At 43.6% G+C, this 24,395-nt stretch carries 20 protein-coding genes, 1 tRNA gene and 2 other RNA genes; 18 read left to right on the forward strand and 5 right to left on the reverse strand.

The features are described 5' to 3' along the window. Window positions 1-69: 69 nt before the first annotated feature. The gene (locus MKY87_RS16730) at window positions 70-822 is read left to right on the forward strand and encodes an SIMPL domain-containing protein (RefSeq protein WP_253429045.1); all 753 of its coding nucleotides are present in this window, start codon (window positions 70-72) and stop codon (window positions 820-822) included. Window positions 823-1,209: 387 nt separating this feature from the next. Then, entirely contained in the window at window positions 1,210-2,307 is a 1,098-nt protein-coding gene (locus MKY87_RS16735) for a stalk domain-containing protein (protein WP_340965443.1), read from the forward strand. 166 nt (window positions 2,308-2,473) lie between these two features. On the opposite strand, the gene clpP is transcribed toward MKY87_RS16735, so the two are convergent. Together clpP and MKY87_RS16745 are read right to left on the reverse strand one after the other, a co-directional pair. Next, complete coding sequence (gene clpP / locus MKY87_RS16740) at window positions 2,474-3,070, reverse strand: ATP-dependent Clp endopeptidase proteolytic subunit ClpP (RefSeq protein WP_017691245.1); 597 nt, start codon at window positions 3,068-3,070, stop codon at window positions 2,474-2,476. Window positions 3,071-3,246: 176 nt separating this feature from the next. Beyond that, a tRNA-Arg gene (locus MKY87_RS16745) sits at window positions 3,247-3,321 on the reverse strand. 426 nt (window positions 3,322-3,747) lie between these two features. Here MKY87_RS16745 and MKY87_RS16750 point away from each other — a divergent pair. From MKY87_RS16750 to MKY87_RS16800, 11 genes are all read left to right on the forward strand, one after another. Further along, window positions 3,748-4,773: a sugar-binding transcriptional regulator gene (locus MKY87_RS16750; protein ID WP_221822444.1), complete on the forward strand. Its 1,026-nt coding sequence runs from the start codon at window positions 3,748-3,750 to the stop codon at window positions 4,771-4,773. 106 nt (window positions 4,774-4,879) lie between these two features. After that, window positions 4,880-5,887, forward strand: a complete 1,008-nt coding sequence (gap, locus tag MKY87_RS16755) for a type I glyceraldehyde-3-phosphate dehydrogenase (protein WP_017691243.1) — start codon at window positions 4,880-4,882, stop codon at window positions 5,885-5,887. A 151-nt stretch (window positions 5,888-6,038) separates the two neighbouring features. Continuing rightward, on the forward strand, window positions 6,039-7,220 hold the full coding sequence (locus tag MKY87_RS16760; protein ID WP_310342101.1) for a phosphoglycerate kinase: 1,182 nt from the start codon (window positions 6,039-6,041) through the stop codon (window positions 7,218-7,220). 36 nt (window positions 7,221-7,256) lie between these two features. Beyond that, entirely contained in the window at window positions 7,257-8,009 is a 753-nt protein-coding gene (tpiA, locus tag MKY87_RS16765; RefSeq protein ID WP_253429049.1) for a triose-phosphate isomerase, read from the forward strand. A gap of 1 nt (window position 8,010) precedes the next feature. Then, window positions 8,011-9,555 carry a 2,3-bisphosphoglycerate-independent phosphoglycerate mutase gene (gene gpmI, locus MKY87_RS16770; protein WP_253429051.1) on the forward strand — a complete coding sequence of 515 codons (1,545 nt, stop codon included), beginning with the start codon at window positions 8,011-8,013 and terminating at the stop codon, window positions 9,553-9,555. A gap of 240 nt (window positions 9,556-9,795) precedes the next feature. Further along, complete coding sequence (gene eno / locus MKY87_RS16775; RefSeq protein ID WP_076291983.1) at window positions 9,796-11,082, forward strand: phosphopyruvate hydratase; 1,287 nt, start codon at window positions 9,796-9,798, stop codon at window positions 11,080-11,082. Window positions 11,083-11,294: 212 nt separating this feature from the next. Then, window positions 11,295-11,528 carry a preprotein translocase subunit SecG gene (secG, locus tag MKY87_RS16780; RefSeq protein WP_062837740.1) on the forward strand — a complete coding sequence of 78 codons (234 nt, stop codon included), beginning with the start codon at window positions 11,295-11,297 and terminating at the stop codon, window positions 11,526-11,528. A 564-nt stretch (window positions 11,529-12,092) separates the two neighbouring features. Further along, window positions 12,093-14,888 (forward strand): ribonuclease R, encoded by a 2,796-nt coding sequence (gene rnr / locus MKY87_RS16785; protein ID WP_340965447.1) that lies wholly within the window; start codon window positions 12,093-12,095, stop codon window positions 14,886-14,888. Window positions 14,889-15,146: 258 nt separating this feature from the next. Beyond that, a complete protein-coding gene (gene smpB, locus MKY87_RS16790; protein WP_062837738.1) occupies window positions 15,147-15,629 on the forward strand; it encodes an SsrA-binding protein SmpB in 483 nt (160 codons plus the stop codon). A gap of 585 nt (window positions 15,630-16,214) precedes the next feature. Further along, window positions 16,215-16,579: a transfer-messenger RNA gene (ssrA, locus tag MKY87_RS16795) on the forward strand. Window positions 16,580-17,102: 523 nt separating this feature from the next. Further along, window positions 17,103-18,050, forward strand: coding sequence for a DUF3800 domain-containing protein (locus MKY87_RS16800; protein WP_340965448.1), 948 nt, complete (start codon window positions 17,103-17,105; stop codon window positions 18,048-18,050). A gap of 476 nt (window positions 18,051-18,526) precedes the next feature. Here the strand turns inward: MKY87_RS16800 and MKY87_RS16805 are convergent, their stop codons facing one another. After that, window positions 18,527-19,351: an ankyrin repeat domain-containing protein gene (locus MKY87_RS16805; RefSeq protein WP_340965449.1), complete on the reverse strand. Its 825-nt coding sequence runs from the start codon at window positions 19,349-19,351 to the stop codon at window positions 18,527-18,529. On the opposite strand from MKY87_RS16805, the gene MKY87_RS16810 reads away from it, so the two are divergent. Together MKY87_RS16810 and MKY87_RS16815 are read left to right on the forward strand one after the other, a co-directional pair. Next, on the forward strand, window positions 19,340-19,900 hold the full coding sequence (locus MKY87_RS16810; protein ID WP_340965451.1) for an RES domain-containing protein: 561 nt from the start codon (window positions 19,340-19,342) through the stop codon (window positions 19,898-19,900). The two genes, MKY87_RS16805 and MKY87_RS16810, sit on opposite strands and share 12 nt — an antisense overlap. Window positions 19,901-20,131: 231 nt before the next feature. Beyond that, entirely contained in the window at window positions 20,132-20,719 is a 588-nt protein-coding gene (locus tag MKY87_RS16815; RefSeq protein ID WP_340965452.1) for a hypothetical protein, read from the forward strand. A gap of 247 nt (window positions 20,720-20,966) precedes the next feature. Here MKY87_RS16815 and MKY87_RS16820 read toward each other — a convergent pair whose 3' ends face one another. Together MKY87_RS16820 and MKY87_RS16825 are read right to left on the reverse strand one after the other, a co-directional pair. Further along, window positions 20,967-21,701, reverse strand: coding sequence for an Eco29kI family restriction endonuclease (locus MKY87_RS16820; protein ID WP_340965454.1), 735 nt, complete (start codon window positions 21,699-21,701; stop codon window positions 20,967-20,969). A gap of 3 nt (window positions 21,702-21,704) precedes the next feature. Then, complete coding sequence (locus MKY87_RS16825; protein ID WP_340965455.1) at window positions 21,705-22,868, reverse strand: DNA cytosine methyltransferase; 1,164 nt, start codon at window positions 22,866-22,868, stop codon at window positions 21,705-21,707. 89 nt (window positions 22,869-22,957) lie between these two features. Here MKY87_RS16825 and ssrA (MKY87_RS30755) point away from each other — a divergent pair. The 3 genes from ssrA (MKY87_RS30755) (at window position 22,958) to MKY87_RS16835 (ending at window position 24,241) form a co-directional block, all read left to right on the forward strand. Then, window positions 22,958-23,218, forward strand: a transfer-messenger RNA (tmRNA) gene (gene ssrA, locus MKY87_RS30755). A 273-nt stretch (window positions 23,219-23,491) separates the two neighbouring features. After that, on the forward strand, window positions 23,492-23,869 hold the full coding sequence (locus tag MKY87_RS16830; protein ID WP_340965456.1) for a hypothetical protein: 378 nt from the start codon (window positions 23,492-23,494) through the stop codon (window positions 23,867-23,869). A gap of 171 nt (window positions 23,870-24,040) precedes the next feature. After that, window positions 24,041-24,241 carry a hypothetical protein gene (locus MKY87_RS16835; protein WP_340965458.1) on the forward strand — a complete coding sequence of 67 codons (201 nt, stop codon included), beginning with the start codon at window positions 24,041-24,043 and terminating at the stop codon, window positions 24,239-24,241. Window positions 24,242-24,395: the final 154 nt, after the last annotated feature.

Consider the following 24,395-nt stretch of genomic DNA (forward strand, 5'->3'; position numbering starts at 1 on the left):
TTTGTCCCGTCTGTTAAGGTATCAAATCGATTAAAGTTTGAGATGTTAACACATAAGGAGGCTATCGTGATGGGTAAACAATGGATGAAACCGTTTGGTGCAGTGCTGGTGGCAAGTACGTTGCTTGTAGGAGGAACCGCATGGGTTGCGCCAGGAAACTATGCTTATGCTGCAGAGGTTCAAGGCGTACAACAGAATGTGATTAATGTCGTGGGTAAAGGTGAGATTCAGGTGAAGCCTGATATTGCTTATCTGTCCATTGGTGTGAACAGTACTGCAGAGACAGCTGCATCTGCTCAAAAAGCGAATGCTGCCAAAGTTCAAAAGGTATCCAACTTGCTGAAGAATACGTGGAAGATCAGTGCAGACGACATTCAAACCAGTCAGTTCTCTGTACAACCCAACTATACGTATAGCGAAAAAGACGGACAACAAATTAAAGGATACACAGCGCACCATACACTGACAGTCACGTATCGTCAGATGGACAAGATCGGCGAGTTGCTCGATGCTGCTTCAGGGGCAGGTGCCAACAATATTGAGAATGTGCGCTTTACTGTAGAAAATCCGGAAACTTATGAGTCCCAAGTGATTGAGAAGGCTGTTGCCAATGCAGATGTGAAAGCTGGCGCCATTGCAAAAGCAGTTAAACGTCAACTGGGTGCTGTTCTTTCCGTGAGCCAAGGTGATGCCAATGTGCCTGTATTCTATGCAAGCGAGGCTTTAATGTCCAAAGCACAAGATACAGCAGGTGGCACGGAGATTGAAACAGGCCAGGTTAAAGTAAGTACAATCCTGAATATTACGTATGAAATGAAATAAACAAGAGTGAACCAGGATTGTGAGCTCAAGTAACCTTTACAAGTTTCATTTGAAGGGTACAACGAAATAATGACAAAGACTTTGTCCTGTGGACAGAGTCTTTTTTGTTGGAAAAGCAAACTTTAATGAAGTTTGATAGGAGGGAACCCTTTTTGAAGCAACGTGAAATGTTGTTTGTTGGTATCTTTTTTGTATAGTTGTTCGTGACAAAAAGGTCATATCCCCTTATATTTTCCGTCTCATATTCATCAACATTGTAACTCGAGCTGTAAACCTTTCCGAAATTGGGTTAATTATAATAAAGAGGTGAGCGTATGAGATATGCGAACAGGTCAAGATTACATACGCAATGATACCTAATTGTGAATTCAGAGAGGAGTTTTATATATGACATCATGGAAAAAATGGACAAGTGCGTTGCTTGCAGCAGGAATTATTGTAGGTAGTGGTTCGGTATGGCAGGATAGTTCGGTACAGGCGGCTTCTGTATCCTCAAAAGTGACAACCCCGGCTGAGGTAACTCTGAAATCGGGTGGGAAAACACTGACTCAAAAAGGACTTCTTCAAGGTGGATCGACTTGGGTCTCGCTGACAGCGGTCAAAGATGTAGCGGGCGGTACGTTGAAATATGATGCCAAAACCAAGTCATATACGGTAACAGCAGCCAACAATGCGATGACTGTTAGCTTGATGGATGGACAGCCAAACGTTTACATTAACGGTTATTACCCTCAGGTGGAAGCAAAATTGATTCAGGGTCGATTATATATCCCATTCTCGGCAATGAGAGATTATCTGGGTGTACAGGGAAATTGGGATGGCAAAACCAAAACGTTAACACTCAGCAAGGTGAAACAAAATAGCGTGACAGTTAAAGCGGCCACAGTTAATGTCACTGTGAAAAATGCTGAAGTAGATGTTCAATATCCGCAGGTAAGTGGACTTGCCAGCAAAGAAGCTGAAGCGGCCATCAACAAAGTGCTGAAAGACGAAGTGGATGCTTATGTAGCTGACTTCAAGAAACAGACATCTGAATTCGGCGGTGCTACAGCCAACCGTCCATATGCATTTGAGAGCTCTTATGTAGTGACGTACAACGAAAAAGGCGTGCTGGGACTCATTACACAACGATACGAAGATTATGCTGGCGCTCATGGTATGACATACCGTACGGGCCACACCTTTGCACTGGACACAGGTAAGGAGCTTACATTAGATGATGTGCTGCAAAATAACAAAACCATGCGTGAGACGTTGGGTAAAAAAGTGGGCGAGCAACTGAAAGCCCGCGGTGGATACCTCGATGGGTATAAAGGGTTAAATAAAGATCAGGATTTCTATGTTACACCAACGGGTGTGGTCGTGTTCTTCCAGCTGTATGAGTATACAGCGTACGCAGAGGGATTCCCTGAAATGCCATTTACGTATAAAGAGATTCTTCCTAAAGGCACAGAACCATTTAGCGATGTAACGGGAACCAAATAAAGAATCATTATTATGCACTCTTAAGTTATTTTTCTTATAAAATGAAAAAAGAAGCCCTCATCATGATCATGATGAGGGCTTCTTCTCGTATAGACAACACAATGAGGTGTTGCTGATTACGTTAGGTATTGATATATTAACGCGAAGACCGTGGTCTAACTAACACTTAGATTCCTTGGGAACCTACGTTTTCAATAACTTTATCAATGATACCGTAATCGGCAGCTTCAGCAGCACTCATGAAGTAGTCACGATCTGTATCTTTCTCAATCCGCTCCAGAGGTTGACCTGAACGCTCAGAGATGATGCGGTTCAACGTATCACGCATTTTCAAAATGCGACGAGCACGGATTTCGATGTCAGAAGCCTGACCTTGTGCACCACCAAGTGGTTGGTGAATCATAATTTCACTGTTTGGTAATGCAAAACGTTTACCTTTTGCACCGGCATTCAACAAGAATGCACCCATGGAAGCCGCCATACCTACACAGATGGTAGATACATCCGGTTTGATGAATTGCATTGTATCGTAAATCGCCATACCGGCTGTAATCGATCCGCCTGGGCTGTTGATGTATAAGTGAATGTCTTTCTCCGGATCTTCCGCAGCCAGGAACAACATCTGTGCCATAATGGCATTAGCCACTACGTCATTAACATCGCTACCAAGGAAAATAATACGATCCTTCAGCAATCTGGAGTAGATGTCGTAGGCGCGCTCACCCCGGTTGCTCTGTTCAACGACCATTGGAATAAAACTCACGTGAAAAACCTCCTTGGAATGTAAATGTTATTGGTGTTTATACTTAAACTGTTACCGTATTACCCACATAATAAACAATTCCAAACAAAAAGTCAAAGAAAGTCAAACTAACTTGCAAAAAAAAGAAACCTTTCCGGTTTCATTGGTTAAATGGGTTATGAGCTGTTAAATAAAAATGGCGCGCCCGCCAAGAATCGAACTTGGATCTCAGGCTTCGGAGGCCTACGTCATATCCATTGGACCACGGGCGCACATTATGTGACAGCAATAATGATTATAGCTCATGAAATATTTAATTGCAAGCAGTTCGTTGTGGTATTGGTTTGGATTAACCCAAAAATGATCATGATGAAGAAGAGTGGATAAAGAGTGCATTTAAGTAAATGCTATTAGAGGTTTTGGACATGCCGTATGAAATGTGATTCTGAGCGATATGTAGATTGAATTCATTTGTTTCTTCTATATATGGTATGCGTGAGCTAGTCCTTGATCATGGAAGTCTAGGATTGTGAAAATAGGCGCGTACAAACGCTGAATGCGTGTCGAAATAACACGTTGAAACACTTGCATGTCACGTCAGTTTTAGGTAGAATAGACGTGGGACTTAAAAAGTTAACCCGGGACGTTTTAGGGCCACGAAAGAGAGCTTAGAACGAGAACTTGCGGGAGTGGAAAGCATGCGAACGATTTTAGAAGTACAAAAGCAGCTTCTGCCTGATCTCATGGATATCTTGAAAAAGAGGTATACGATTCTGCAACAGATCATGTTATCGGATGTGATCGGACGGAGAACGTTAGCTAATTCCATGCAGATGACCGAGCGGGTTCTGAGGGCTGAGACCGATCTGTTAAAGGCTCAGGGACTTATTGAAATTGACAGTGCAGGAATGAAGATCAGCGAGGCAGGGTATGATTTGCTGCAGCAGTTAGAGCCCGTAGCCAAAGAGTTGTTCGGATTATCCGAGCTGGAAGAGCGCATCAAGCAAGCCTACGGTCTGCAAAAGGTAGTTGTGGTTCCTGGTGATTCGGACGTTTCTCCATTTGCCAAAAGGGAACTGGGCAGAGCCGGAGCGAAGGCTCTCGGCAATATCATGAGTGACAACGACGTTGTCGCCGTTACTGGCGGATCAACAACGGCCGAAGTCGCAGAGCAACTGACTCCGCCAACATCGCTCAAAGGTGTCTGGTTCGTACCGGCACGCGGTGGACTTGGAGAAAGCCTTGAAATTCAGGCAAATACGATTGCATCCACAATGGCAAAACGGGTAGGAGCGCAATACAAACTCCTGCATGTACCGGATTTGCTTAGTGATCATGCCTACGAATCATTAATCCAGGACCCCAGTGTTCAGGAGATTCTGCAGCTGATTCGGAAATCGCGGATTGTAATTCATGGAATTGGTGATGCCGTGGAGATGGCGACAAGACGTAAACTTGCGACGGAGATTATCGATGAACTTCAGGAGCAAGGAGCCGTATCTGAATCTTTCGGTTATTACTTTAATGATCAGGGTAAGGTGGTACATACCATGCTTACACTGGGTATGCGACTTCAGGATATTGAACGAACCGATGTCGTGATTGGAATTGCAGGTGGCAAAAGCAAAGCTGCTGCCATTCACTCCGTGTTGCGATTTGGTCAGGAAGATATTCTGATTATTGATGAGGCTGCTGCCGAAGTCATCGTTGCTGAAATGGAATAAGGGTTTACTTTGCATCACAACTATTGTTGTCTTGACGGACTTCACCGTCTGTCTTGAATATATAAGTTTCATAAAAAATTAATCAAAACTTGGGAGGAACTTACTCATGATTAAAGTAGGTATTAACGGTTTTGGACGTATTGGACGCTTGGCATTCCGCCGTATTCAAAATGTAGCAGGCATCGAGGTAGTAGCAATCAACGACTTGACTGATGCTAAAATGCTCGCTCATTTGCTCAAATATGATACAACTCAAGGTCGCTTCGATGGCGATGTTGAAGTACACGATGGCTTCTTCAAAGTGAACGGCAAAGAAGTTAAAGTATTGGCTAACCGTAACCCGGAAGAACTTCCTTGGGGCGACCTGGGCGTAGATATCGTTCTGGAATGTACTGGTTTCTTCACAACTAAAGAAGCAGCTGAGAAACACTTGAAAGGTGGAGCTAAGAAAGTTGTTATCTCCGCACCAGCTACTGGCGACATGAAAACCATCGTTTACAACGTAAACCATGAAATCCTCGACGGTACTGAAACTGTAATCTCCGGCGCATCTTGCACAACAAACTGCCTGGCACCTATGGCAAAAACACTGCAAGACAAATTCGGAATCGTTCAAGGTTTGATGACTACAATTCACGCTTACACTGGCGACCAAAACACGTTGGATGCTCCACACCCTAAAGGTGACTTCCGTCGTGCTCGCGCAGCAGCTGAAAACATCATCCCTAACACAACTGGTGCTGCTAAAGCAATCGGTCTGGTAATCCCAGAACTGCAAGGCATCCTTGATGGTGCAGCTCAACGTGTACCAGTAGCTACTGGTTCCCTGACTGAGCTCGTAACTGTTCTGAACAAAAAAGTAACTGCTGAAGAAGTTAACGCAGCTATGCAAGAAGCTTCCGATCCAGAAACTTTCGGATACACAGAAGACGAAATCGTATCTTCCGATATCCAAGGAATCACTTTCGGTTCCCTGTTTGATGCAACTCAAACTAAAGTTCTGACTGTTGGCGACCAACAATTGGTTAAAACTGTAGCTTGGTATGACAATGAAATGTCCTACACTGCACAATTGGTTCGCACTTTGGAGCACTTTGCAAAAATGATTAAGTAATATCTGAAATAAAATAGAGCGGAAACAGATGCTATATTGTTTCCGCTCTTTATATATCTACATTTTGCAAATTTCTCAAAAACACCAGGATTGACAAGGGATTTTAGCTCTTGATTGGTCCACCAAATACATGGGTGCGGAGGAAATACAGATGAACAAAAAAAGTGTACGCGATATCGAATTGACAGGAAAACGGGCTTTTGTCCGTGTAGATTTCAATGTGCCGCTCGAAGATGGTAAAATTACAGATGACAAACGTATTCGTGCAACGCTTCCTACAATCAACTTCTTGATTGAAAAAGGCGCTAAAGTCATTTTGGCAAGCCACATGGGTCGTCCTAACGGCGAAGTGGTTGAATCCTTGCGTTTGACTCCAGCAGCTGAGCGTTTGTCTGAATTGCTTGGTAAAACCGTTGTTAAAGCTGACGATTCTGTTGGTGACGCTGTTAAAGCTCAAATCGCTGAACTGAACAACGGCGACGTATTGTTGCTTGAAAACGTTCGTTTCCACGCTGGCGAAGAGAAAAACGATCCGGAACTGGCAAAACAATTTGCTGAACTGGCTGACGTTTTTGTTAACGATGCGTTTGGCGCGGCTCACAGAGCACACGCTTCGACTGAAGGAATCGCTCACTTGCTTCCAGCAGTGTCCGGTTTGTTGATGGAGAAAGAACTTGAAGTGTTGGGTAAAGCAATCTCCAACCCTGAGCGTCCTTTCACAGCTATCATTGGTGGATCCAAAGTTAAGGACAAAATCGATGTAATCGACAACCTGCTGAACATTGCAGACAACGTGATCATCGGTGGCGGTCTGACTTACACGTTCTTCAAAGCACAAGGACATGAGATTGGACAATCCTTGTTGGATGAATCCAAACTTGATGTTGCTCTCGGTTTTATCGAAAAAGCGAAAAAACTGGGCAAAAACTTCTACCTGCCGGTAGATATCGTAGTGTCTGACGATTTCAGTGCGAAAGCAAACACACAAATCGTTGACATCGATGGCATCCCAGCAGATTGGGAAGGTATCGACATCGGTCCTAAAACACGTGAGATCTATGCTGACGTAATCAAAAACTCCAAATTGGTTGTATGGAATGGACCAATGGGCGTATTTGAAATCGAGCCATTCTCCCACGGTACTCGTGCAGTAGCGGAAGCTTGCGCTGAGACAGAAGCTTACACTGTAATTGGTGGCGGTGACTCCGCAGCAGCAGCTGAGAAGTTTAAATTGGCTGACAAGATGAACCACATCTCTACAGGTGGCGGAGCATCGCTCGAGTTCATGGAAGGTAAAGTACTTCCAGGCGTAGTGGCATTGAACGACAAGTAAGTTTTAGTAGTCTATAGCATGAAGGAGTTGAAACCCATGAGAACACCGATTATCGCAGGTAACTGGAAAATGTTCAAAACGGTTTCCGAATCCAATGACTTCATTCAGGAAGTTAAAGGAAAAGCGGAAGTTGAAGGCGTGGAAACTGTAATCTGCGCACCGTTTACAAATCTGCCATCCCTGGTAGAAGCCGTTAAAGGCACAAACATCAAAATTGGTGCACAAAATCTTCATTTTGAAGATAATGGTGCATTCACAGGCGAAATCAGCGGTGTAATGCTGAAAGACCTGGGTGTGGATTATGTCATCGTTGGTCACTCGGAGCGCCGTCAATATTTTGCGGAAACCGATGAGACTGTCAATAAAAAGTTGCATGCAGCATTCCGTCATGGTTTGACTCCAATCTTCTGCCTCGGTGAGACGCTTGAAGAGCGTGAAGCGAACCAAACAAAAGACGTATGCAAAGTGCAAACAGAAGCTGCGCTGGCAGGTCTGTCTGCAGAGCAAGCGGCACAAGTCGTTATCGCTTATGAGCCAATCTGGGCGATTGGTACAGGCAAATCCTCCACTTCCCAAGATGCGAATGAAGTTATTGCTTACATCCGTACATTGGTGAAGGATCTGTACAACGAGACGGTTGCGAGTGCAGTTCGTATTCAATACGGCGGCAGTGTTAAACCGGAGAACGTAACAGAATACCTCGGACAAAGCGACATCGACGGCGCGCTTGTTGGCGGTGCCAGCTTGCAGCCGGCTTCGTTCATCGCGCTTGTTGAGGGGGCGAAGTAAGATGACAGCTCCAAAACCTGTAGCACTGATCATCATGGATGGCTTCGGTCTGCGTAACACGGTGGAAGGCAACGCGGTAGCGCAAGCCAAGAAACCGAACTACGACCGTTTTATGAGCCAATTCCCACATACAACGCTCACTGCTTGCGGTGAAGCTGTAGGTTTGCCAGAAGGGCAAATGGGAAATTCCGAGGTAGGTCACCTGAACATTGGTGCCGGCCGGATCGTATACCAGGATTTGACCCGTATCTCCAAATCCATTCGTGATGGCGAGTTCTACGACAATGAAACACTTGTCAAAGCGGTTCGCGAAGCGAAACAAAACGGTAAAAAGCTTCATCTCTACGGCTTGTTGTCCGATGGCGGCGTACATAGTCACATCGACCACCTGTTTGCTATGCTGGATCTGGCCAAAAAAGAAGGAATGAATGATGTATATATTCATGCTTTCATGGATGGCCGTGATGTTATGCCAGACAGTGGTAAAGACTTCATGCAGAAGCTGATCGCCAAGATTGAAGAAGTTGGTGTAGGACAAATCGCAACGGTTCAAGGTCGCTATTACGCGATGGACCGTGACAAACGTTGGGAACGTGTTGAGAAATCATACCGCGCCATCGTTTATGGAGATGGACCGAAATACACTGACCCACTCAAAGCGGTTGAAGAATCGTATGAGAAATCCGTATTTGATGAATTCGTTGAACCAACGGTTATCGTCAAAGCGGATGGTGAGCCGGTAGGTTTGGTAGAGAGCGGCGATTCCGTTATCTTCCTTAACTTCCGTCCTGACCGTGCAATCCAGCTGTCGCAAGTATTCACGAACCAGGACTTCCGTGGTTTCGATCGTGGTCCGAAGTTCCCAGTGGGCTTGCATTTTGTATGTTTGACTTTGTTCAGTGAGACGGTTGAAGGTTATGTGGCTTATTCGCCGAAGAACCTCGACAACACCCTGGGTGAAGTTCTGGTACAGAACAATAAAAAACAACTGCGTATTGCAGAAACGGAGAAATACCCGCACGTTACCTTCTTCTTCAGCGGCGGTCGTGATGTGGAGCTTCCGGGCGAAACTCGTGTACTGATCAACTCACCAAAAGTTGCAACATATGATCTGCAACCAGAGATGAGCGCGTATGAAGTGGCTGACGCATGTGTTCGCGAGATCGAAGCAGACAAACATGACGCCATCATTCTGAACTTCGCTAACCCTGACATGGTTGGTCACTCCGGTATGCTGGAGCCTACCATCAAAGCGGTTGAAGTAACAGATGAATGCATGGGCCGTGTTGTGGATGCAGTACTTGCCAAAGGCGGCGTTGTACTGATCACTGCGGATCATGGTAACGCGGATATGGTGTTTGATGAGCAAGGACGTCCGTTCACGGCTCATACAACGAACCCGGTTCCATTCATCGTTACGGATGCCAATGTAACATTGCGTGAAGGCGGAATCCTGGCGGATATCGCGCCAACGATCCTTGACCTGATGCAATTGCCTAAACCGGAAGAAATGACAGGTACATCCGTCATCGCTACCCGTAAATAAGTTACGCAACAACATATATGAAATTGGGAAGTTTGGAGTTTACCCCGAACGAAGGAAGCAGAAATTGTCCGAAGAAGCAACGCGTTCGCCTTTATCACATGATTCCAACTTATGAAAATAAGTTCAATGGAATCAGGGGATAACAGCGATCAGAGGACGATTCTGCTGACGTAGTGGAAAAGGGAAAACACAAGTGGTCCTAATTTTTAATAAATTTAAATTTAAAGGAGATTATCACAAATGACTATTATTTCTGACGTGTACGCTCGCGAAGTCCTCGACTCCCGCGGTAACCCTACAGTAGAAGTTGAAGTATACCTGGAGTCCGGCGCAATCGGACGCGCAATCGTTCCATCTGGTGCATCCACTGGTGCCCACGAAGCAGTTGAGCTTCGCGATGGCGACAAATCCCGTTACCTCGGTAAAGGCGTTCTGCAAGCTGTTAAAAACGTAAACGAAACAATCGCTCCAGAAGTTATCGGTATGGATGCATTGGATCAACTGGGTATCGACAAATTGATGATCACTTTGGATGGTACGCCAAACAAAGGTAAACTGGGTGCTAACGCAATCCTGGCTGTATCCATGGCAGTAGCTCGCGCAGCTGCTGACGCTCTGGACCTGCCATTGTACGTTTACCTGGGCGGATTCAATGCTAAAGCATTGCCAGTTCCAATGATGAACATCATCAACGGTGGTGAGCATGCGGACAACAACATCGACGTTCAAGAGTTCATGGTTCTTCCAGTTGGAGCACCAAGCTTCAAAGAAGCTCTTCGCGTAGGCGCGGAAATCTTCCACAACCTGAAGTCCGTATTGAGCTCCAAAGGCTTGAACACAGCTGTAGGTGACGAAGGTGGTTTCGCACCGAACCTTGGTTCGAACGAAGAAGCAATCACTACAATCATCGAAGCGATTGAAAAAGCTGGTTACAAACCAGGTGTTGACGTATTCTTGGGTATGGACGTAGCTTCCACTGAGTTCTACAAAGATGGTAAGTACACTCTTGCTGGCGAAGGTAAATCTTACACTTCCGCTGAGTATGTTGACCTCTTGGCTTCATGGGTTGAGAAATACCCAATCATCACAATTGAAGACGGTATGTCTGAAGATGACTGGGATGGTTGGAAATTGCTCACTGAGAAATTGGGAGACAAAGTACAACTCGTTGGTGATGACTTGTTCGTAACTAACACTGAGCGTCTGGGCAGAGGTATTGAAGAAGGTATCGGTAACTCCATCCTGATCAAAGTTAACCAAATCGGTACATTGACTGAAACATTTGATGCAATCGAAATGGCTAAACGTGCAGGATACACAGCTGTAATCTCCCACCGTTCCGGTGAGTCCGAAGACAGCACAATCGCTGATATCGCTGTTGCAACAAACGCTGGTCAAATCAAAACGGGTGCTCCTTCCCGTACAGACCGTATCGCGAAGTACAACCAATTGCTCCGCATTGAGGATCAACTGGGTGAACTGGCTCAATACAATGGTCTTAAAGGATTCTACAACCTTAAAAAATAAGCTGGGTATCCAGCTTTTACGGGCAAGCCGGGTAACCGGCTTGTCTTTTTTATTGAAACGGTGTAATGGTACAACGTACAGATCACGTAGATGGTGAAATTTAGGGCATTGTATGAACTGCACTACTTGTATCACAACAATAGCTATGTTACAATTAAAGTAACTGTTTTTATGGTGAGATGTTATGCCCACATGGGTAGGAGGTGGAAAGAATGGATATTGCTTTGAAATTGCTGCTCGTTGTCTTCTCGATCGGTCTAATCACTGTAGTATTGCTGCAGCACGGGAAAAGCGCTGGTTTGGCGGGTGCCATCTCCGGTGGTGCGGAACATCTTTTCGGTAAAACGAAAGCGCGCGGATTGGATCTCTTCCTGCAACGTGCAACGGTGGTACTGGGTGCAGGATTTATGATTTTGTCTATTATTGTTACGGTGGTTTCCAAGTAAAATTGGAACTGCTGGGCAATGAATAGCTTAAGCTAATGGCTTAATTGATGAACCTTCGTTTCGTGGAGAAACGGGGGTTTTTTAATAAATTCTTACGTGTCCAAACTTTTCCAACAATAATCTAATCTATAGACTCCATGATTTCGGTCTTCTTCTCACTTCTGTTCGGTTTTCCTTCCTTAACATGCAACACAACCCCTATCATGTATGGATATGTCCCTCGCTTATTCGTTACGCGCGAACTCACTCCCTATAATGAATGTCATGTGTACAGAAAATTTTCGGATGTAGTCCTTTGCCAGATGCGTGCAGCACGTGTATCGCATAAAATGTCTGTAGAGATACGTGAAAGCGTGATTTTAGTGGAGCGCCAGGCAACTGTGGTTTTTTTGCGAGGTACGGATGGGCTGGATTGAATTCGTGTATACTAGGGTATGAGATAGTATGGATGCGCGACTATACTCTTCACGACAGTGATATGATTGCATGAAAATGGTAAGAATTCCGATACATAAACAGATGAGATCCGATTACACTTTTATGTTTCCCGAGGTGAATATATTAATGATAACAGAACAACAATTGCTCGACTTCATGCGGGAGACCGCTTATAAACCGATGACTTATCAGGAGTTGGAACAGCACTTCGCGATTGAAGACGCAGCTGATTTCAAAGCCTTTTTGATTATGCTGAATACGCTGGAGGAATCCGGCAAAGTTTTGCTGACTCGCAACAATCGCTATGGCATGCCAGAGCGCATGGATTTGGTACGTGGACGTTTACAGGCTCACGCCAAAGGTTTTGCTTTCCTCATTCCTGAGGATCGGGAGCACCCGGATGTGTACATTCACGCCAATGATATGAAGAGTGCGATGAATGGTGACACGGTATTGGTTAAAGTCACGTCCCAAGGCCCTTCTGGCGGTCGCCTGGAGGGTGAGATCGTCCGTATTGTTACTCGTGCTGTGACACAAGTTGTCGGTGTGTTCCAAAGCCATGAGGTGTACGGCTTCGTTATTCCGGATGACAAACGGATTAATCGCGATATTTTCATCCCGCGTACCAACTTTGCAGGGGCGGTTGATGGACAGAAGGTCGTAGCCAAGATCGTCAGCTATCCAGAAGGCCGTGCGGCAGCCGAGGGTGAAGTGATCGAGATTCTCGGTCATAAGGATGAGCCGGGTATTGATATTTTGTCCGTTATTCGCAAGCATCAGTTGCCTGAAGCTTTCCCTGATGAGGTGGTAGAAGAGGCGGAGAAAGCACCCGACTCCATCACGGATGAAGAGATTGTACAACAGGGTCGCCGTGATCTGCGCGGACTGAACATTGTCACGATTGATGGTGAAGATGCCAAGGATCTGGATGATGCTGTAAATGTAGAGAAACTACCTAACGGGAACTACCGTCTAGGTGTTCATATTGCCGACGTTGGCTATTATGTGCAGGAGAATTCTAAGCTTGATCAAGAAGCCTACAACCGTGGATGCAGTGTGTATCTGGTGGATCGGGTTATTCCGATGCTGCCACAGCGTCTGTCCAACGGTATCTGTAGTTTGAACCCGCAGGTAGACCGCCTGACCCTGTCTTGTGAGATGGAGTTTAACGACCAGATGAAGGTTGTAAAACATGACATTTTCACAAGTGTAATCAAAACCAAAGAGCGGATGACGTATTCCAACGTTCGTAAAATCCTTGAAGGTGAAGAGCCGGAATTGCTTGAACGTTATAAGGATCTGGTGGATGATTTTCATCTGATGAAAGAGATTGCCTTGAAGCTGCGTGCTATGCGTATGCGCCGTGGTGCGGTTGACTTTGATTTTGAGGAATCCAAAATCATTGTGGACGCAGAGTGCAAACCGATCGATATCGTGAAACGGGAGCGTTCAATTGCGGAGCAAATCATTGAAGAGTTCATGCTTGCAGCCAATGAGACGGTAGCAGAGCACTTCCACTGGTTGAAGGTTCCATTCATCTATCGTGTACATGAAGATCCAGATCAGGAAAAACTGCAAAATTTCCTCGCCTTTGCGGCGAATTTCGGACACCAGGTCAAAGGACGTGGCAATGCGATTCATCCACGGGCGCTTCAATCGTTGCTTGAGGATATCAAAGAAACGAAAGAACAAACCGTGATTAGTACGATGATGCTCCGTTCCATGAAACAGGCGAAGTATGATTCTGAAATGTCAGGTCACTTTGGCCTCGCGGCAGAATTCTATAGTCACTTTACGTCTCCAATTCGTCGTTATCCCGATCTCGTTATTCACCGGGTGATTCGCGAAGTGATTGAAAATAATGGTGCTTTGCCAGAGAATCGTCAGGAGTATTTGGCGGCTCGCATGTCTGATATTGCACAGCAGTCTTCGGAACGTGAACGTGTGGCGGTAGAAGCTGAGCGGGATACGGAGAAAATGAAAAAAGCCGAGTACATGCTTGATAAAGTCGGAGAAGAGTTCGAAGGCATGATCAGCAGTGTGACCAGCTTCGGTATGTTCATTGAACTGGAGAACACCGTTGAAGGTCTGATTCGTCTGAGCGCGCTCACGGACGACTATTACCATTTTGATGATCAGCATATGGCTCTGATTGGTGAACGTACCTCGAAAGTCTTCCGCATCGGTGATGAAGTGAAGATTCGTGTGGCACGTGTAAGCATGGAAGAGTATACGATTGATTTTGAAATGGTGGATATGAAACCTCGCGGTGAACGTCCTGGCGGCTTCGGCGGCGGACGTGGCGGTAAAGGTGGACGTCCTGGTAGCGGCGGCGGACGCGGCGGTGGCAAGGGTGGACCAGGTGGTTTCAGCGGTTCGCGTGGCGGCAAAGGCAGCTCAGCCAGTGCTGGAGGCAACCGTGGTGGCCGATCAACGGAAGAGAGCAGCAAAGGTGGACGTGGCGGTCGCAGCGGAGCAGCGAGTGCAGGTACGGGCGCAGGCTCATCCGGTGGCTACGCTGGTAAAGGCGGCGGTAAACTGAAAGGTGAGCGTCGTGCTGGTGATGCGGGCGGATCAACTGGACGGGGCAAAGGCGCGGTAAGCTTTGGTTTTGGCTCAGGTAAAGGCGGTTATAGCTCTACATCGGGTGGATCGGAAAGTGGTCCAACTGGTGGACAAGGAAGTGGCCTGAACAGCGGCAGCGGTCGCGGTGAAGGAAGCTTTAAGTCCGGCAAGGGCGGCGGTAAAGGTGGCAAAGGCGGAAGTGGACGTAAGAACACTTCGCCGAGCGGCGTATTTATCGGAGAAGCTGCAACACCGGGTGGCACTCAGGAAGGCGGAGCACCACGACGCAAGCGGAAGAAGAGCAAAGGTGCAGCTGGTAACGGCACGGCAGCTTTTGTACGGAAAAAGAAAAAATAAAACTAACGTAACTTGGAGAGAAGAATTACGATTCGTTCCTCCGGGTTAAGCGTTGGAGAAATAGTCACTTTCCGTTGTGTGTTGTTTCGCACAGTCTGGAAGTGGTGTAATGAGGAGAGGCGGCAGAGGTCGCCTCTTTCTTGATTTTAACAGCCGTACTTGCTACAATTAAGGTCTGGCACGTGGTACCTTGGTGCAACAATGGGTGCGCTGCTATAGAGCATGGTACCGGCTTATTTTACGAGAAGGAGTGAGGACATGGGCAAGAATGATGGACAGAGTAAAGTGCTCGCACAGAATAAAAAGGCTTCCCATGACTACTTCATTGAAGATACGTATGAAGCGGGCATGGTGCTTACCGGAACGGAGATCAAATCTCTTCGTAACGGCCGTGCGAATATTGGTGATGCATTTGCCACGATTCGAAACGGTGAGATTCATATTCACAATATGCATATTAGTCCTTTTGAACAAGGGAACCGAAATAATCCGCTCGATCCGACACGTACACGCAAGTTGTTGATGCATAAAGTACAGATTCACAAGTTGCTCGGGCTGTCGAAACAGGATGGGTACAGCATTGTGCCGCTGAAAATCTATATCCGTAACGGTTATGCCAAGCTTTTGCTCGGACTGGGTAAAGGTAAGAAGCAGTTTGATAAGCGTGAGACTGCAGCCAAGCGGGATGCACAACGTGATATTCAACGGGCAATGCGCGAGAAGCAGAAGGTTGCGCGTTAAGTGGAGCGCTGGGCGTGAAGCTCCATTTTAGCAGCTATATAAGAACGTGATGCAACTAGGAAGAGCGATTTACGAGGTAAGGAGTCTCAAGGTTTGTCCTGCAATGGACAAGATTGGGGCTTTTTTATTTTGTATTGGCGAAGGTAATTAGATGAGATTTGTTGAGGTGTGCTGTGAATGATTTTATTGATATGATGTGGAGAGGGGAGTAAGTAGGAGCATGGAATATGGCGCGGAGATGAATTAAATTATTAGCTCTTGCGTAGTTTGCCTGTATCGTGGGTAAAATACTTAGGTGCCGTTGTTCGGAATCCGATCTGGGTAACTTTACTTCCGAATGGTGACGCGGTATAATATGTAGACGATTGAGCCTGTTGTATTGGATAACTTTGTACACGTGCTCAGCCTGCTGGAATGTCTTCCAGCAATCTGTACTATTTCGGTGACGTGTTCTGTGTTATGATTACTCATGTAGCAGACAGGAATGCCGAGTTTGAAAGAAGCATCTTTTTACCTTGGAGGAAAAAGATGTGCAGCACCTTTGCTCCGTATTCACGGATTAATCCTGGAGCCCTTCTTCATTGAGGGGGCGTTTATGGATTCGACGGGGATAGTTCGAGCATGGGTAGCGGGTAGTGGGGACGCGTCCGCTTCATCAACGCTAAAGCCTATTAAACGGCAAACAACAAACAAACTACGCTTTCGCAGCCTAAGAAACTGTGTGCGTGCTTCTAACCTGCATCGCCCATGTGACAGGATTAGGGGCTAACAAGTAGTGGGATACGCTGTCACATCTCCGCCTGGGGTGTGCTGAAGAAGACAATCAGGCTGACCCAACGTATAGCCGGTTACGGGGCGATACTCGGGTGACATCAAAACTGTGACTACACCCGTAGAAGCTTATGTGTCGTTATCTTCGGACAGGGGTTCGACTCCCCTCGCCTCCATTAGTAGTATCAGTGACAGCCACCATTTGGTGGCTGTTTTTGCTTGCACGTATTCGAAGGGGTGGGGTAAACCGCTCTGGCTCTAAGGCTTCGGGCTTCTCTGTCGTCGAATACGACATATCTCTGATGATGTACATGGCGGTACCTCTGTACGTATCAGTTTTGATTGTCACCCGAGTATCGTCCCATAATCGGCTTTACATTGGATCAACCAGTTTGTCTTCTTCCGTTCGCCGCAGGCGGAGATGTGACAGCGTGTATCCATGTTATAGATCTCTTCTTTCTGTAGTTCGACGCACACAGTATGTTTAGAAGATCAAACTCACAAAGAAAAATTAGTGTAAAACACAAAAAACCAACTCTGCTAACGAAGCGGAGAAGGTTCTTTTTTTGAGTATAGTCAGCTCTAGCTAACGAAGCGGAGAAGACTATACTCATCCGTATTATTTATATATAATCATGATATTATGTATAAGAATGAAAGTCAAGTCTTACATTATCATTTTGGCTATTTAGGATGTGTACAATGATATATAATATCTATTTCGATGAAGCAAACAAAATTGACCAGCCAGGAAAAGCGAATTCATATTACGGTGCTTATGGTGGCAGTGAACAGACAATGACGGACGTAACGCAGACGATACAACGTATGTATGAAGAAATGGGTACTAAGAGCGAACTACATTTTAGGGAATACAATCATGACCAATATTTGAAGAAATATTTCAAGGTTCTTCACTACATCATCAATCAGGATGTGAATATCAATATTTTGATTGTCGATAATACCAAAGCTCACAACATTGCTCGGCAACTAAATCTTACGATGATGGAGCTGAGAAATCTTTTTTACATCAAAATTCCCGAAAGATTGTTCTACGGGGTGACACGGCACTTGAGCGGTCAGGTAGATGTGAATATTAAAATTGACCGGAACGATGAGTATGATTCATTACGACTTCATTCCAAAATTAAAGAGCAGATGAATGCTCATTCCGTATATCGGAGCAAAAGGTATAAGATTGCATCCGTTGAGTCGGAAGAGTCTCATGAATCTATTCCTCTTCAAATTATTGATACGTTTATGGGGATTGTAGTATTTCTGATGGAACAAAGTTACATAGGAAATTCAAATACAACGCTGATTAAGAGTGATCTGGTATATCGCTTCTTGTCTGAAGGTAGTAACGTAGATCGGTTCATAAAACAGATCAAATTGTATTCATGGAACGGCAATGAAAATCTGTCAGAGTTGTCTGTAGGCGATTACGTATCTCAATTTATGGTGTACAAGTCTCGTTATGATGTTTCAGAAATAGCCAAGCTTCAGGCAATCATGTTGAGAAATCCTGATCTATCAACAAAGGAGTACCGTAAGCTGATGGAGTATCCGAATACGTTGGTTCGCATGTTGCTTGGATACAAGGACGAAGTTGAGGGAAGAGGGCGGAATTATTCACTACTTAATTGAGGGAGGGATGCTAAGTCGAATCTTATTGGTAGCCTTCTTGTCTTTTTTAACTCATTTTACCTGTGTAATTGGTATAAGGGTTGAAAAAAGGTGATTTTAACGATTTTTAGTATTGTGTAGCTGTGGATAATTTCTGGTTGGTGCGGTTACATATCTATATATTCTCGAAGTAGCAATTTTGTAACGTAGCTATAGAGAAATAATGAATTCGAATACCAAACCTTGCGGCGAAGATGTTCTAAACATCGAATAGCGGACAGGAATACCTACATCCCATCCGCTACTTCATCCACATCAACGAACTTGAACTAATCTACATCGCACTGGATTAAAACGATGGACCTACAAAAACACTGCTAAAAGCTATAATTGCAACTTGTTAACCCACATTTAACATTAAGTGATTCATTCTTTCTAAATACATTCTATATATTGTCTCAAGTCTGATTTTGTAACGTGATACATAAAAAATATATTCAATGTTCCTGTTCTTTGAGTAATTGATAGATTTCCGTATGTCCTAATTCCTCAGCAATATGAAGTATACTCTTCTCTCCTTCGATAAACCTGTTACTGTCAGCTCCGTGTTTTAGCAATAGCTGCACCATGTTAATTGAGCCTAATTCTACTGCAATTTGGAGCGGTGAGGATAAAGGGGTTCCCATTTCAGGATTTGCTCCATGATCAAGCAATTGGCTCACTAACTCTACTTCATCATCCTGAACAAGTATGGACAACGGGGTTTCTCCTCTGAAAAAGTAATCTGGATCATCACCGTACTGAATCAAGAGACTTATCAAAGCAACGTTTTTATTACGAGCAGCCGCTATTATTGATGAAGAATTGGCAGGATCGGCTCCTTGATCCAACAAACGGACTACTTCATTGTAATTATCATCGGCTACAGCGTAATACAAGTCTTCATCGAGTGCATCACTTACATCTATAGAATTTTCAGTTTGTTGCAATTGTTCTTTAATCACTCCCATAATTTCAATCAGATTCATATGAGCATATTTGGTGTCCCCATATAGGGCAATTACTAGCTCAGTTATAACCGGAGCATCCTGATCTACATTAATTGTGACGCCATCCACTTGTAAATTTTCTTGTTCCCAGCTCTTCATGAAGCCTGCGACGATAACCACTAGACGGTCATATCCTACCAATTCACTCCAGTTATAACCGTTGAGCTCAGTTGCAATAGCTGTCCATTCATTTTCGTTCACAGATGTGCCATTCGGTGAAGGACTCTTCACTGTAGTCGGAGAAATATTCATATCCTCAGCTTGCACTCTCACAGTGAATATTCCGTAATTCATGTAGATGGCTCATCTCTTTATCGCGGAAGAACTCGTAAAAAGGATTCAAAAGAAGCGTATAATAAAGACGGTATGTGGTCTCCTCCGGCTGGCAAACCTCAACATGGAAGATTCAATGCCATAGGAGTGCCTGTATTGTATGTAACCAACGATTCTCAAGCTATACCCTACGAGGTTAACCCGTCTCATGAAGATGTAATTGATATTGCTGAGTTTAAAGTGACACAGGATTTAAAAGTTTTTGACATAGGAAATTTTGATTCTGAGTTCCAAGGTTTCTTTAATGAAAAGAATGAAGGTACAGACCTTTTAAAACAAGCATATCTATTACCAAATTATATCGGCTCATGCTGTAGCTCAATTGGTTATGCTGGTGTAAAATATGAGGGAGTTCATTCGGATCTAAAGTACACTAATTTCGCTCTTTTTGAAGCCCGTGAAAAAGGAGATGTAGAAGTTAGTGACAAAGTGACCACTTACACAGTTGGACTAACATACGAAATTTCTAAAAGATCTGATAAAGTCTAAGAAACTGTGTACGTGCTTCTCCCTGCATCGCCCATGTGACAGGGATAGGGGCTAACTAGTAGTGGGGTACGCTGTCACGTAGTATCAGAAGAAGCACCTTGAGGGGTGCTTTTTTATGTGTGTGAAATTATGGAAATGGTCTTATTCTTTTATTTTATAAGTTGAGGCTTTAAGGCTATTCTTTATTACTGTATACTGGAGCAGATTAATCTAAGATGAAAGGAGTAACTTATGGGCCATATAACTATTTCCAGGAAAGAAACACATAAAAAAAGTAAATTCGAGATTTATTCCCTTTTTATATTAAAAGAGTTTTTTTGGAATAGATTTTTCTGGGGTTTTCTAGTTAGTGCATTTATAAATTTAGCTGCTTACAGTTATATCACAAATAATTATAAGACGTATATGGGTACAGAAGAGAATATAAGGAAAGTACTAACAAACACAATTACAATTTCACATGGAATTGAGGAAAATATAGAAAAAGTGAAGTTTAATTATGAAATTAGTGAGGTTGTTCTTGATAAAGATAACAAAATAGGTTATGTGGATATGGTTTTTCTTCCCCTTGATTCTACTCTTGATGCTTCTGACTTTGTAATTAGTACAGGAAGTGGAAAAGAGATGGAACTTGATAATGTAAGACTTTATGGTGAAGGGACACGTGGGGTATACATATACAACAGAAAAACCAATGAATTAGTAAATAATATGATGTCGTTAGGGTACTCATTGCGTGAGGAGAAAGAAATAAAAGAGATTTTAAAAATAGAATCTACATCAAAACTTGCAAAATGGTTTTTAGATACTTTTAAATAAGTAATGGTAATTATGCTAATCTATTTTATAGTAGGCAATAGATTTGATTTGCCAAAACTGTGACTACACCCGTAGAAGCTTATGTGTCGTTATCTTCGGACAGGGGTTCGACTCCCCTCGCCTCCATATGTTTTAGCAGAAAGCCCGCCTTTAAAAGGTGGGCTTTCTGCTTTATCGGTCAATAACGGTTAAATGTGGAAGTACAAAGCGAAGAGCGATCCCTGGTATTAGAAACCGCTGTTTTAAATCAAGAGAGAATGATTGATTGCTGATAAGGATATTTTCGCCGTTCACGATATACAATGACTCTACCCAAAAGTACGGTTGCTTGCCAACTGTCTTCCGGTAACTTAGTAAGAATTAACGTTAGCAAATCTCTTACTGTCATGTTTTCTATAACAACATCGACTATATTTGTAAGTTCGTCCTGATACAATTTCTTTTCGTACCGAAATGTATAAGGCAGGTTAATTGATAAAATCTTTAATAGCTCAATACAAGAATAACTACCCATAGGTACGAAATCAACAGGGATATCAATGTCGATTGGATACTCTTTATCAAATCTAGCCGGTTCTTGAGTGTCACGTTGTCTTCCGGGGTCGTTTCCGCCAAACCCAGAGTTATTCCAAAGAGTTTTATAATGTTCAATTAACATTACTTCAAGATCTGCGTTTTTAAATACTGGAATTGCAATGGCTTTAAAAAACACAGAGCTTGGCTCAATCCCTTTTCGATGATGAAGATGGGTTGCATGACGATTCAAGCGGTCTTGAAAACCTCCCCTTGAATCTGTCTTTCCCACATACATAACTCTGTTATCTTGGAGTAATAAATAAACGCCATTTTTTTTAGTGGGTATCGTACCAACATTTATATACGATAGAGGAGCCGCTTCTACACGTTCTATAAAAGGAGGAAGATCTCTTTTAAAAGCAAGTTCAAGGTCAAGCTCAAATTCTTCAAATCCAGGTATCAGCATAGTTTATACACACCTTTTTACCAGCCGTTTTTCAAATTCTGTTCGATTTAAAACATCATATATCTGTTTAGCTACTTGGGTTGCGAGCTCCATAGGAACGGCATTTCCTATCTGCCTCATCGCTTCGCTCCAAGGCCCAGTAAATAAATAATCATCAGGGAAGGTTTGTACCCGTGCTGATTCTCTCACTGTTAGATAACGATAAGTACCGTCAGGGAATGCAATCATATTCTCACCGCCTGGTACACCATGAGCACCGGCCTTTAATGTCTTTGAAGGCTCGTCCAAAACACTGCCAGTATGTCCAGGATAGGGTTTTGCTCCAGGTTGGTAAATATGGTTTGCAATATCAGTTTTCAAAACAGGATCAGGCAAATCATTAATAGCGTCTCTCAAAGTTGTCCAAGGAGATAATATACTTTCGAATGATGCTTGCGAAAGAGTAGCAACTTTTTTGTCTGAAGGGGTTGCTTGAGTAGGGACAATATTTCTTGAAGACCAGTACTCGCCAGTAACCCACTTGGCAACCTGCAAAGCAAGTTGAGAGTGAGTAGCTTCTGGGAATGACCATTGTGCGTTAACATCCGCACGAAAACCGACAAAAAAGATACGTTCCCGTTTTTGTGGGATTCCATAATCAGCGGCGTTTAGTATCCTGGGAGGAATAATCTTATATTCAGGTCTATTGCCACCAGTTCCTGTATGATGTTGTTCTAAACGCGACAAATGTTCTTGCCACGATTCTCGTTTTTTACGGTTTAATGATGGGTAAGTTAACTGCAATACAATATATTCAATATAAGTGGAAAACGATTGGCGTGTTAGACCACGTACGTTCTCAAATAGAAAGGCTTTGGGTCTTGTCTCGCGTACTGCTCTAATAGCTTCGGGAAACATGTCCCTTTCGTCATTCCAAGCTTTATGTCGCCCACCTAAAGAAAATGGTTGGCACGGCGGTCCTCCGGCAACCAAGTCAAGGTCTGTGCCAAAGTCAGAGTATGTGAGATGTCGTACATCACCCTCAATTATGTTCCAGTTTGGTCTATTTAAGCGTAAAGTTGAGCATGCGTCCGCATCCCACTCAGCAACCGCTACATGCTTAAAACCAGCCTTTTCTGTGCCGAGAGCCAGCCCTCCCGCACCTGCGAATAATTCAAGAGCTTTCATGTATGTCCTCCAATATCTACAATTACAAAACATTATTTGTCTGCTGACATTATATCATCTAGCGATTTTTATTACATTAAGCTTCTTTTGATAAGGATTCCAGTTTAAGGGTTGCGATGGAAAATGTGAGCGTGTGCTCCGTTCTGCATCGTCCATGTGCCGGATGTAGGGGCTAACAAGTAGTAGATACGCAACGAAGTCTGTGGTGTGCTGAAGAAGACAATCAGGCTGACCCAACGTATAGCCGGTTACGGGGCGATACTCGGGTGACATCAAAACTGTGACTACACCCGTAGAAGCTTATGTGCCGTTATCTTCGGACAGGGGTTCGACTCCCCTCGCCTCCATTAGAGTCAAGAAACCATCAACCAGTAATCAGGTTGGTGGTTTTTCTGTTTATGATATAATAAGCATAAATTTAAATTGGTTTTTTTAAATAAATTTATAGAAAGAGATGGATGATAAAGTCATATCAATCGGGTTAATTCTGATGCGATTCTATAAGAAGTTAATTTTATTGAAAGGAATGTTAAATAAGTGAAAAAAAAGTTTTAGTCATTACTGGCACCATTATATTGTTTATATCACTTATTATTGGAGTATCTATTGCTTGGAAAAGTAATATGGATTTAAAATTTGAAGAGGAAAATGAAATTACTGAAATCAGTCCTAATACATCTAAGGAAACACAAACACTAACTTGGGATTTGATGGGTGATCAAGTAGACCCTGTGAAAGATTATTTTGTTTCAATAGGGTATCCACACATTAAACTTAATGTAAAAAATATAGGAGTACACTCTTTTAGAGTAGAGGTAAAGCACAACATTAAGAATACAGTTATTTTTGATGAGAACGTTACAGCAGGAGCAATAGTAGAATTAATAAATAATGATCATATGCCGCTCATTCCTTCAGGTGCCTATACAGTAACTATTTATGGTGGATTAGGATTACCCAAAGGACAAGTTCTTCTTACACAATCAAAGGAACCACTCTAAAAGATTGTGATCCTGTATTTTTAACATACAGATTAATATGTGGATATCCTATCTGTATTGTCCAATCACCAGTAGGGTCAGCAGTAGTGTTTTTTAATAAATCCAATTCGAAGTTTTTATTTTGGATTGCATAAGGAGTAAATACATTATCCTCAGTCCCTACCTCAGATAATGCATTTTCATTTGCTGTTTGATGGCATTAGCTTTAAAAGTTCTGTATCTAATGGATATAACCTTGTATTGTTTGATGCTAATGTTTGTAAATATACAAGTGAAGAATCAGATGCTTTGTTATGTGAAGAGGTGAAGTACAGTATTCGCGGAATTAATGAGGATGTGGTATTTGACGAACAAGATTTTGAGGAGTATTAATTGTATTACGGGGCGATACTCGGGTGACATCAAAACTGTGACTACACCCGTAGAAGCTTATGTGCCGTTATCTTCGGACAGGGGTTCGACTCCCCTCGCCTCCATTAGAGTCAAGAAACCATCAACCAGTAATCTGGTTGGTGGTTTTTCTGTT

The organism is Paenibacillus sp. FSL R7-0198 (assembly GCF_038000415.1).
Lineage (GTDB): Bacteria > Bacillota > Bacilli > Paenibacillales > Paenibacillaceae > Paenibacillus.

Excerpts from the sequence above, each read along its gene's own strand:
- MKY87_RS16735 (WP_340965443.1), top strand. The coding sequence starts at position 1,210 with ATGACATCATGGAAAAAATGGACAAGTGCGTTGCTTGCAGCAGGAATT.
- MKY87_RS16730 (WP_253429045.1), top strand. The coding sequence starts at position 70 with ATGGGTAAACAATGGATGAAACCGTTTGGTGCAGTGCTGGTGGCAAGT.
- tpiA (WP_253429049.1), top strand. The coding sequence starts at position 7,257 with ATGAGAACACCGATTATCGCAGGTAACTGGAAAATGTTCAAAACGGTT.
- MKY87_RS16815 (WP_340965452.1), top strand. The coding sequence starts at position 20,132 with ATGGGCCATATAACTATTTCCAGGAAAGAAACACATAAAAAAAGTAAA.
- MKY87_RS16760 (WP_310342101.1), top strand. The coding sequence starts at position 6,039 with ATGAACAAAAAAAGTGTACGCGATATCGAATTGACAGGAAAACGGGCT.
- MKY87_RS16830 (WP_340965456.1), top strand. The coding sequence starts at position 23,492 with ATGGATTTAAAATTTGAAGAGGAAAATGAAATTACTGAAATCAGTCCT.
- gpmI (WP_253429051.1), top strand. The coding sequence starts at position 8,011 with ATGACAGCTCCAAAACCTGTAGCACTGATCATCATGGATGGCTTCGGT.
- MKY87_RS16825 (WP_340965455.1), bottom strand. The coding sequence starts at position 22,868 with ATGAAAGCTCTTGAATTATTCGCAGGTGCGGGAGGGCTGGCTCTCGGC.
- smpB (WP_062837738.1), top strand. The coding sequence starts at position 15,147 with ATGGGCAAGAATGATGGACAGAGTAAAGTGCTCGCACAGAATAAAAAG.
- secG (WP_062837740.1), top strand. The coding sequence starts at position 11,295 with ATGGATATTGCTTTGAAATTGCTGCTCGTTGTCTTCTCGATCGGTCTA.
- MKY87_RS16800 (WP_340965448.1), top strand. The coding sequence starts at position 17,103 with ATGATATATAATATCTATTTCGATGAAGCAAACAAAATTGACCAGCCA.
- rnr (WP_340965447.1), top strand. The coding sequence starts at position 12,093 with ATGATAACAGAACAACAATTGCTCGACTTCATGCGGGAGACCGCTTAT.
- MKY87_RS16835 (WP_340965458.1), top strand. The coding sequence starts at position 24,041 with ATGCATTTTCATTTGCTGTTTGATGGCATTAGCTTTAAAAGTTCTGTA.
- MKY87_RS16750 (WP_221822444.1), top strand. The coding sequence starts at position 3,748 with ATGCGAACGATTTTAGAAGTACAAAAGCAGCTTCTGCCTGATCTCATG.
- gap (WP_017691243.1), top strand. The coding sequence starts at position 4,880 with ATGATTAAAGTAGGTATTAACGGTTTTGGACGTATTGGACGCTTGGCA.
- MKY87_RS16820 (WP_340965454.1), bottom strand. The coding sequence starts at position 21,701 with ATGCTGATACCTGGATTTGAAGAATTTGAGCTTGACCTTGAACTTGCT.
- eno (WP_076291983.1), top strand. The coding sequence starts at position 9,796 with ATGACTATTATTTCTGACGTGTACGCTCGCGAAGTCCTCGACTCCCGC.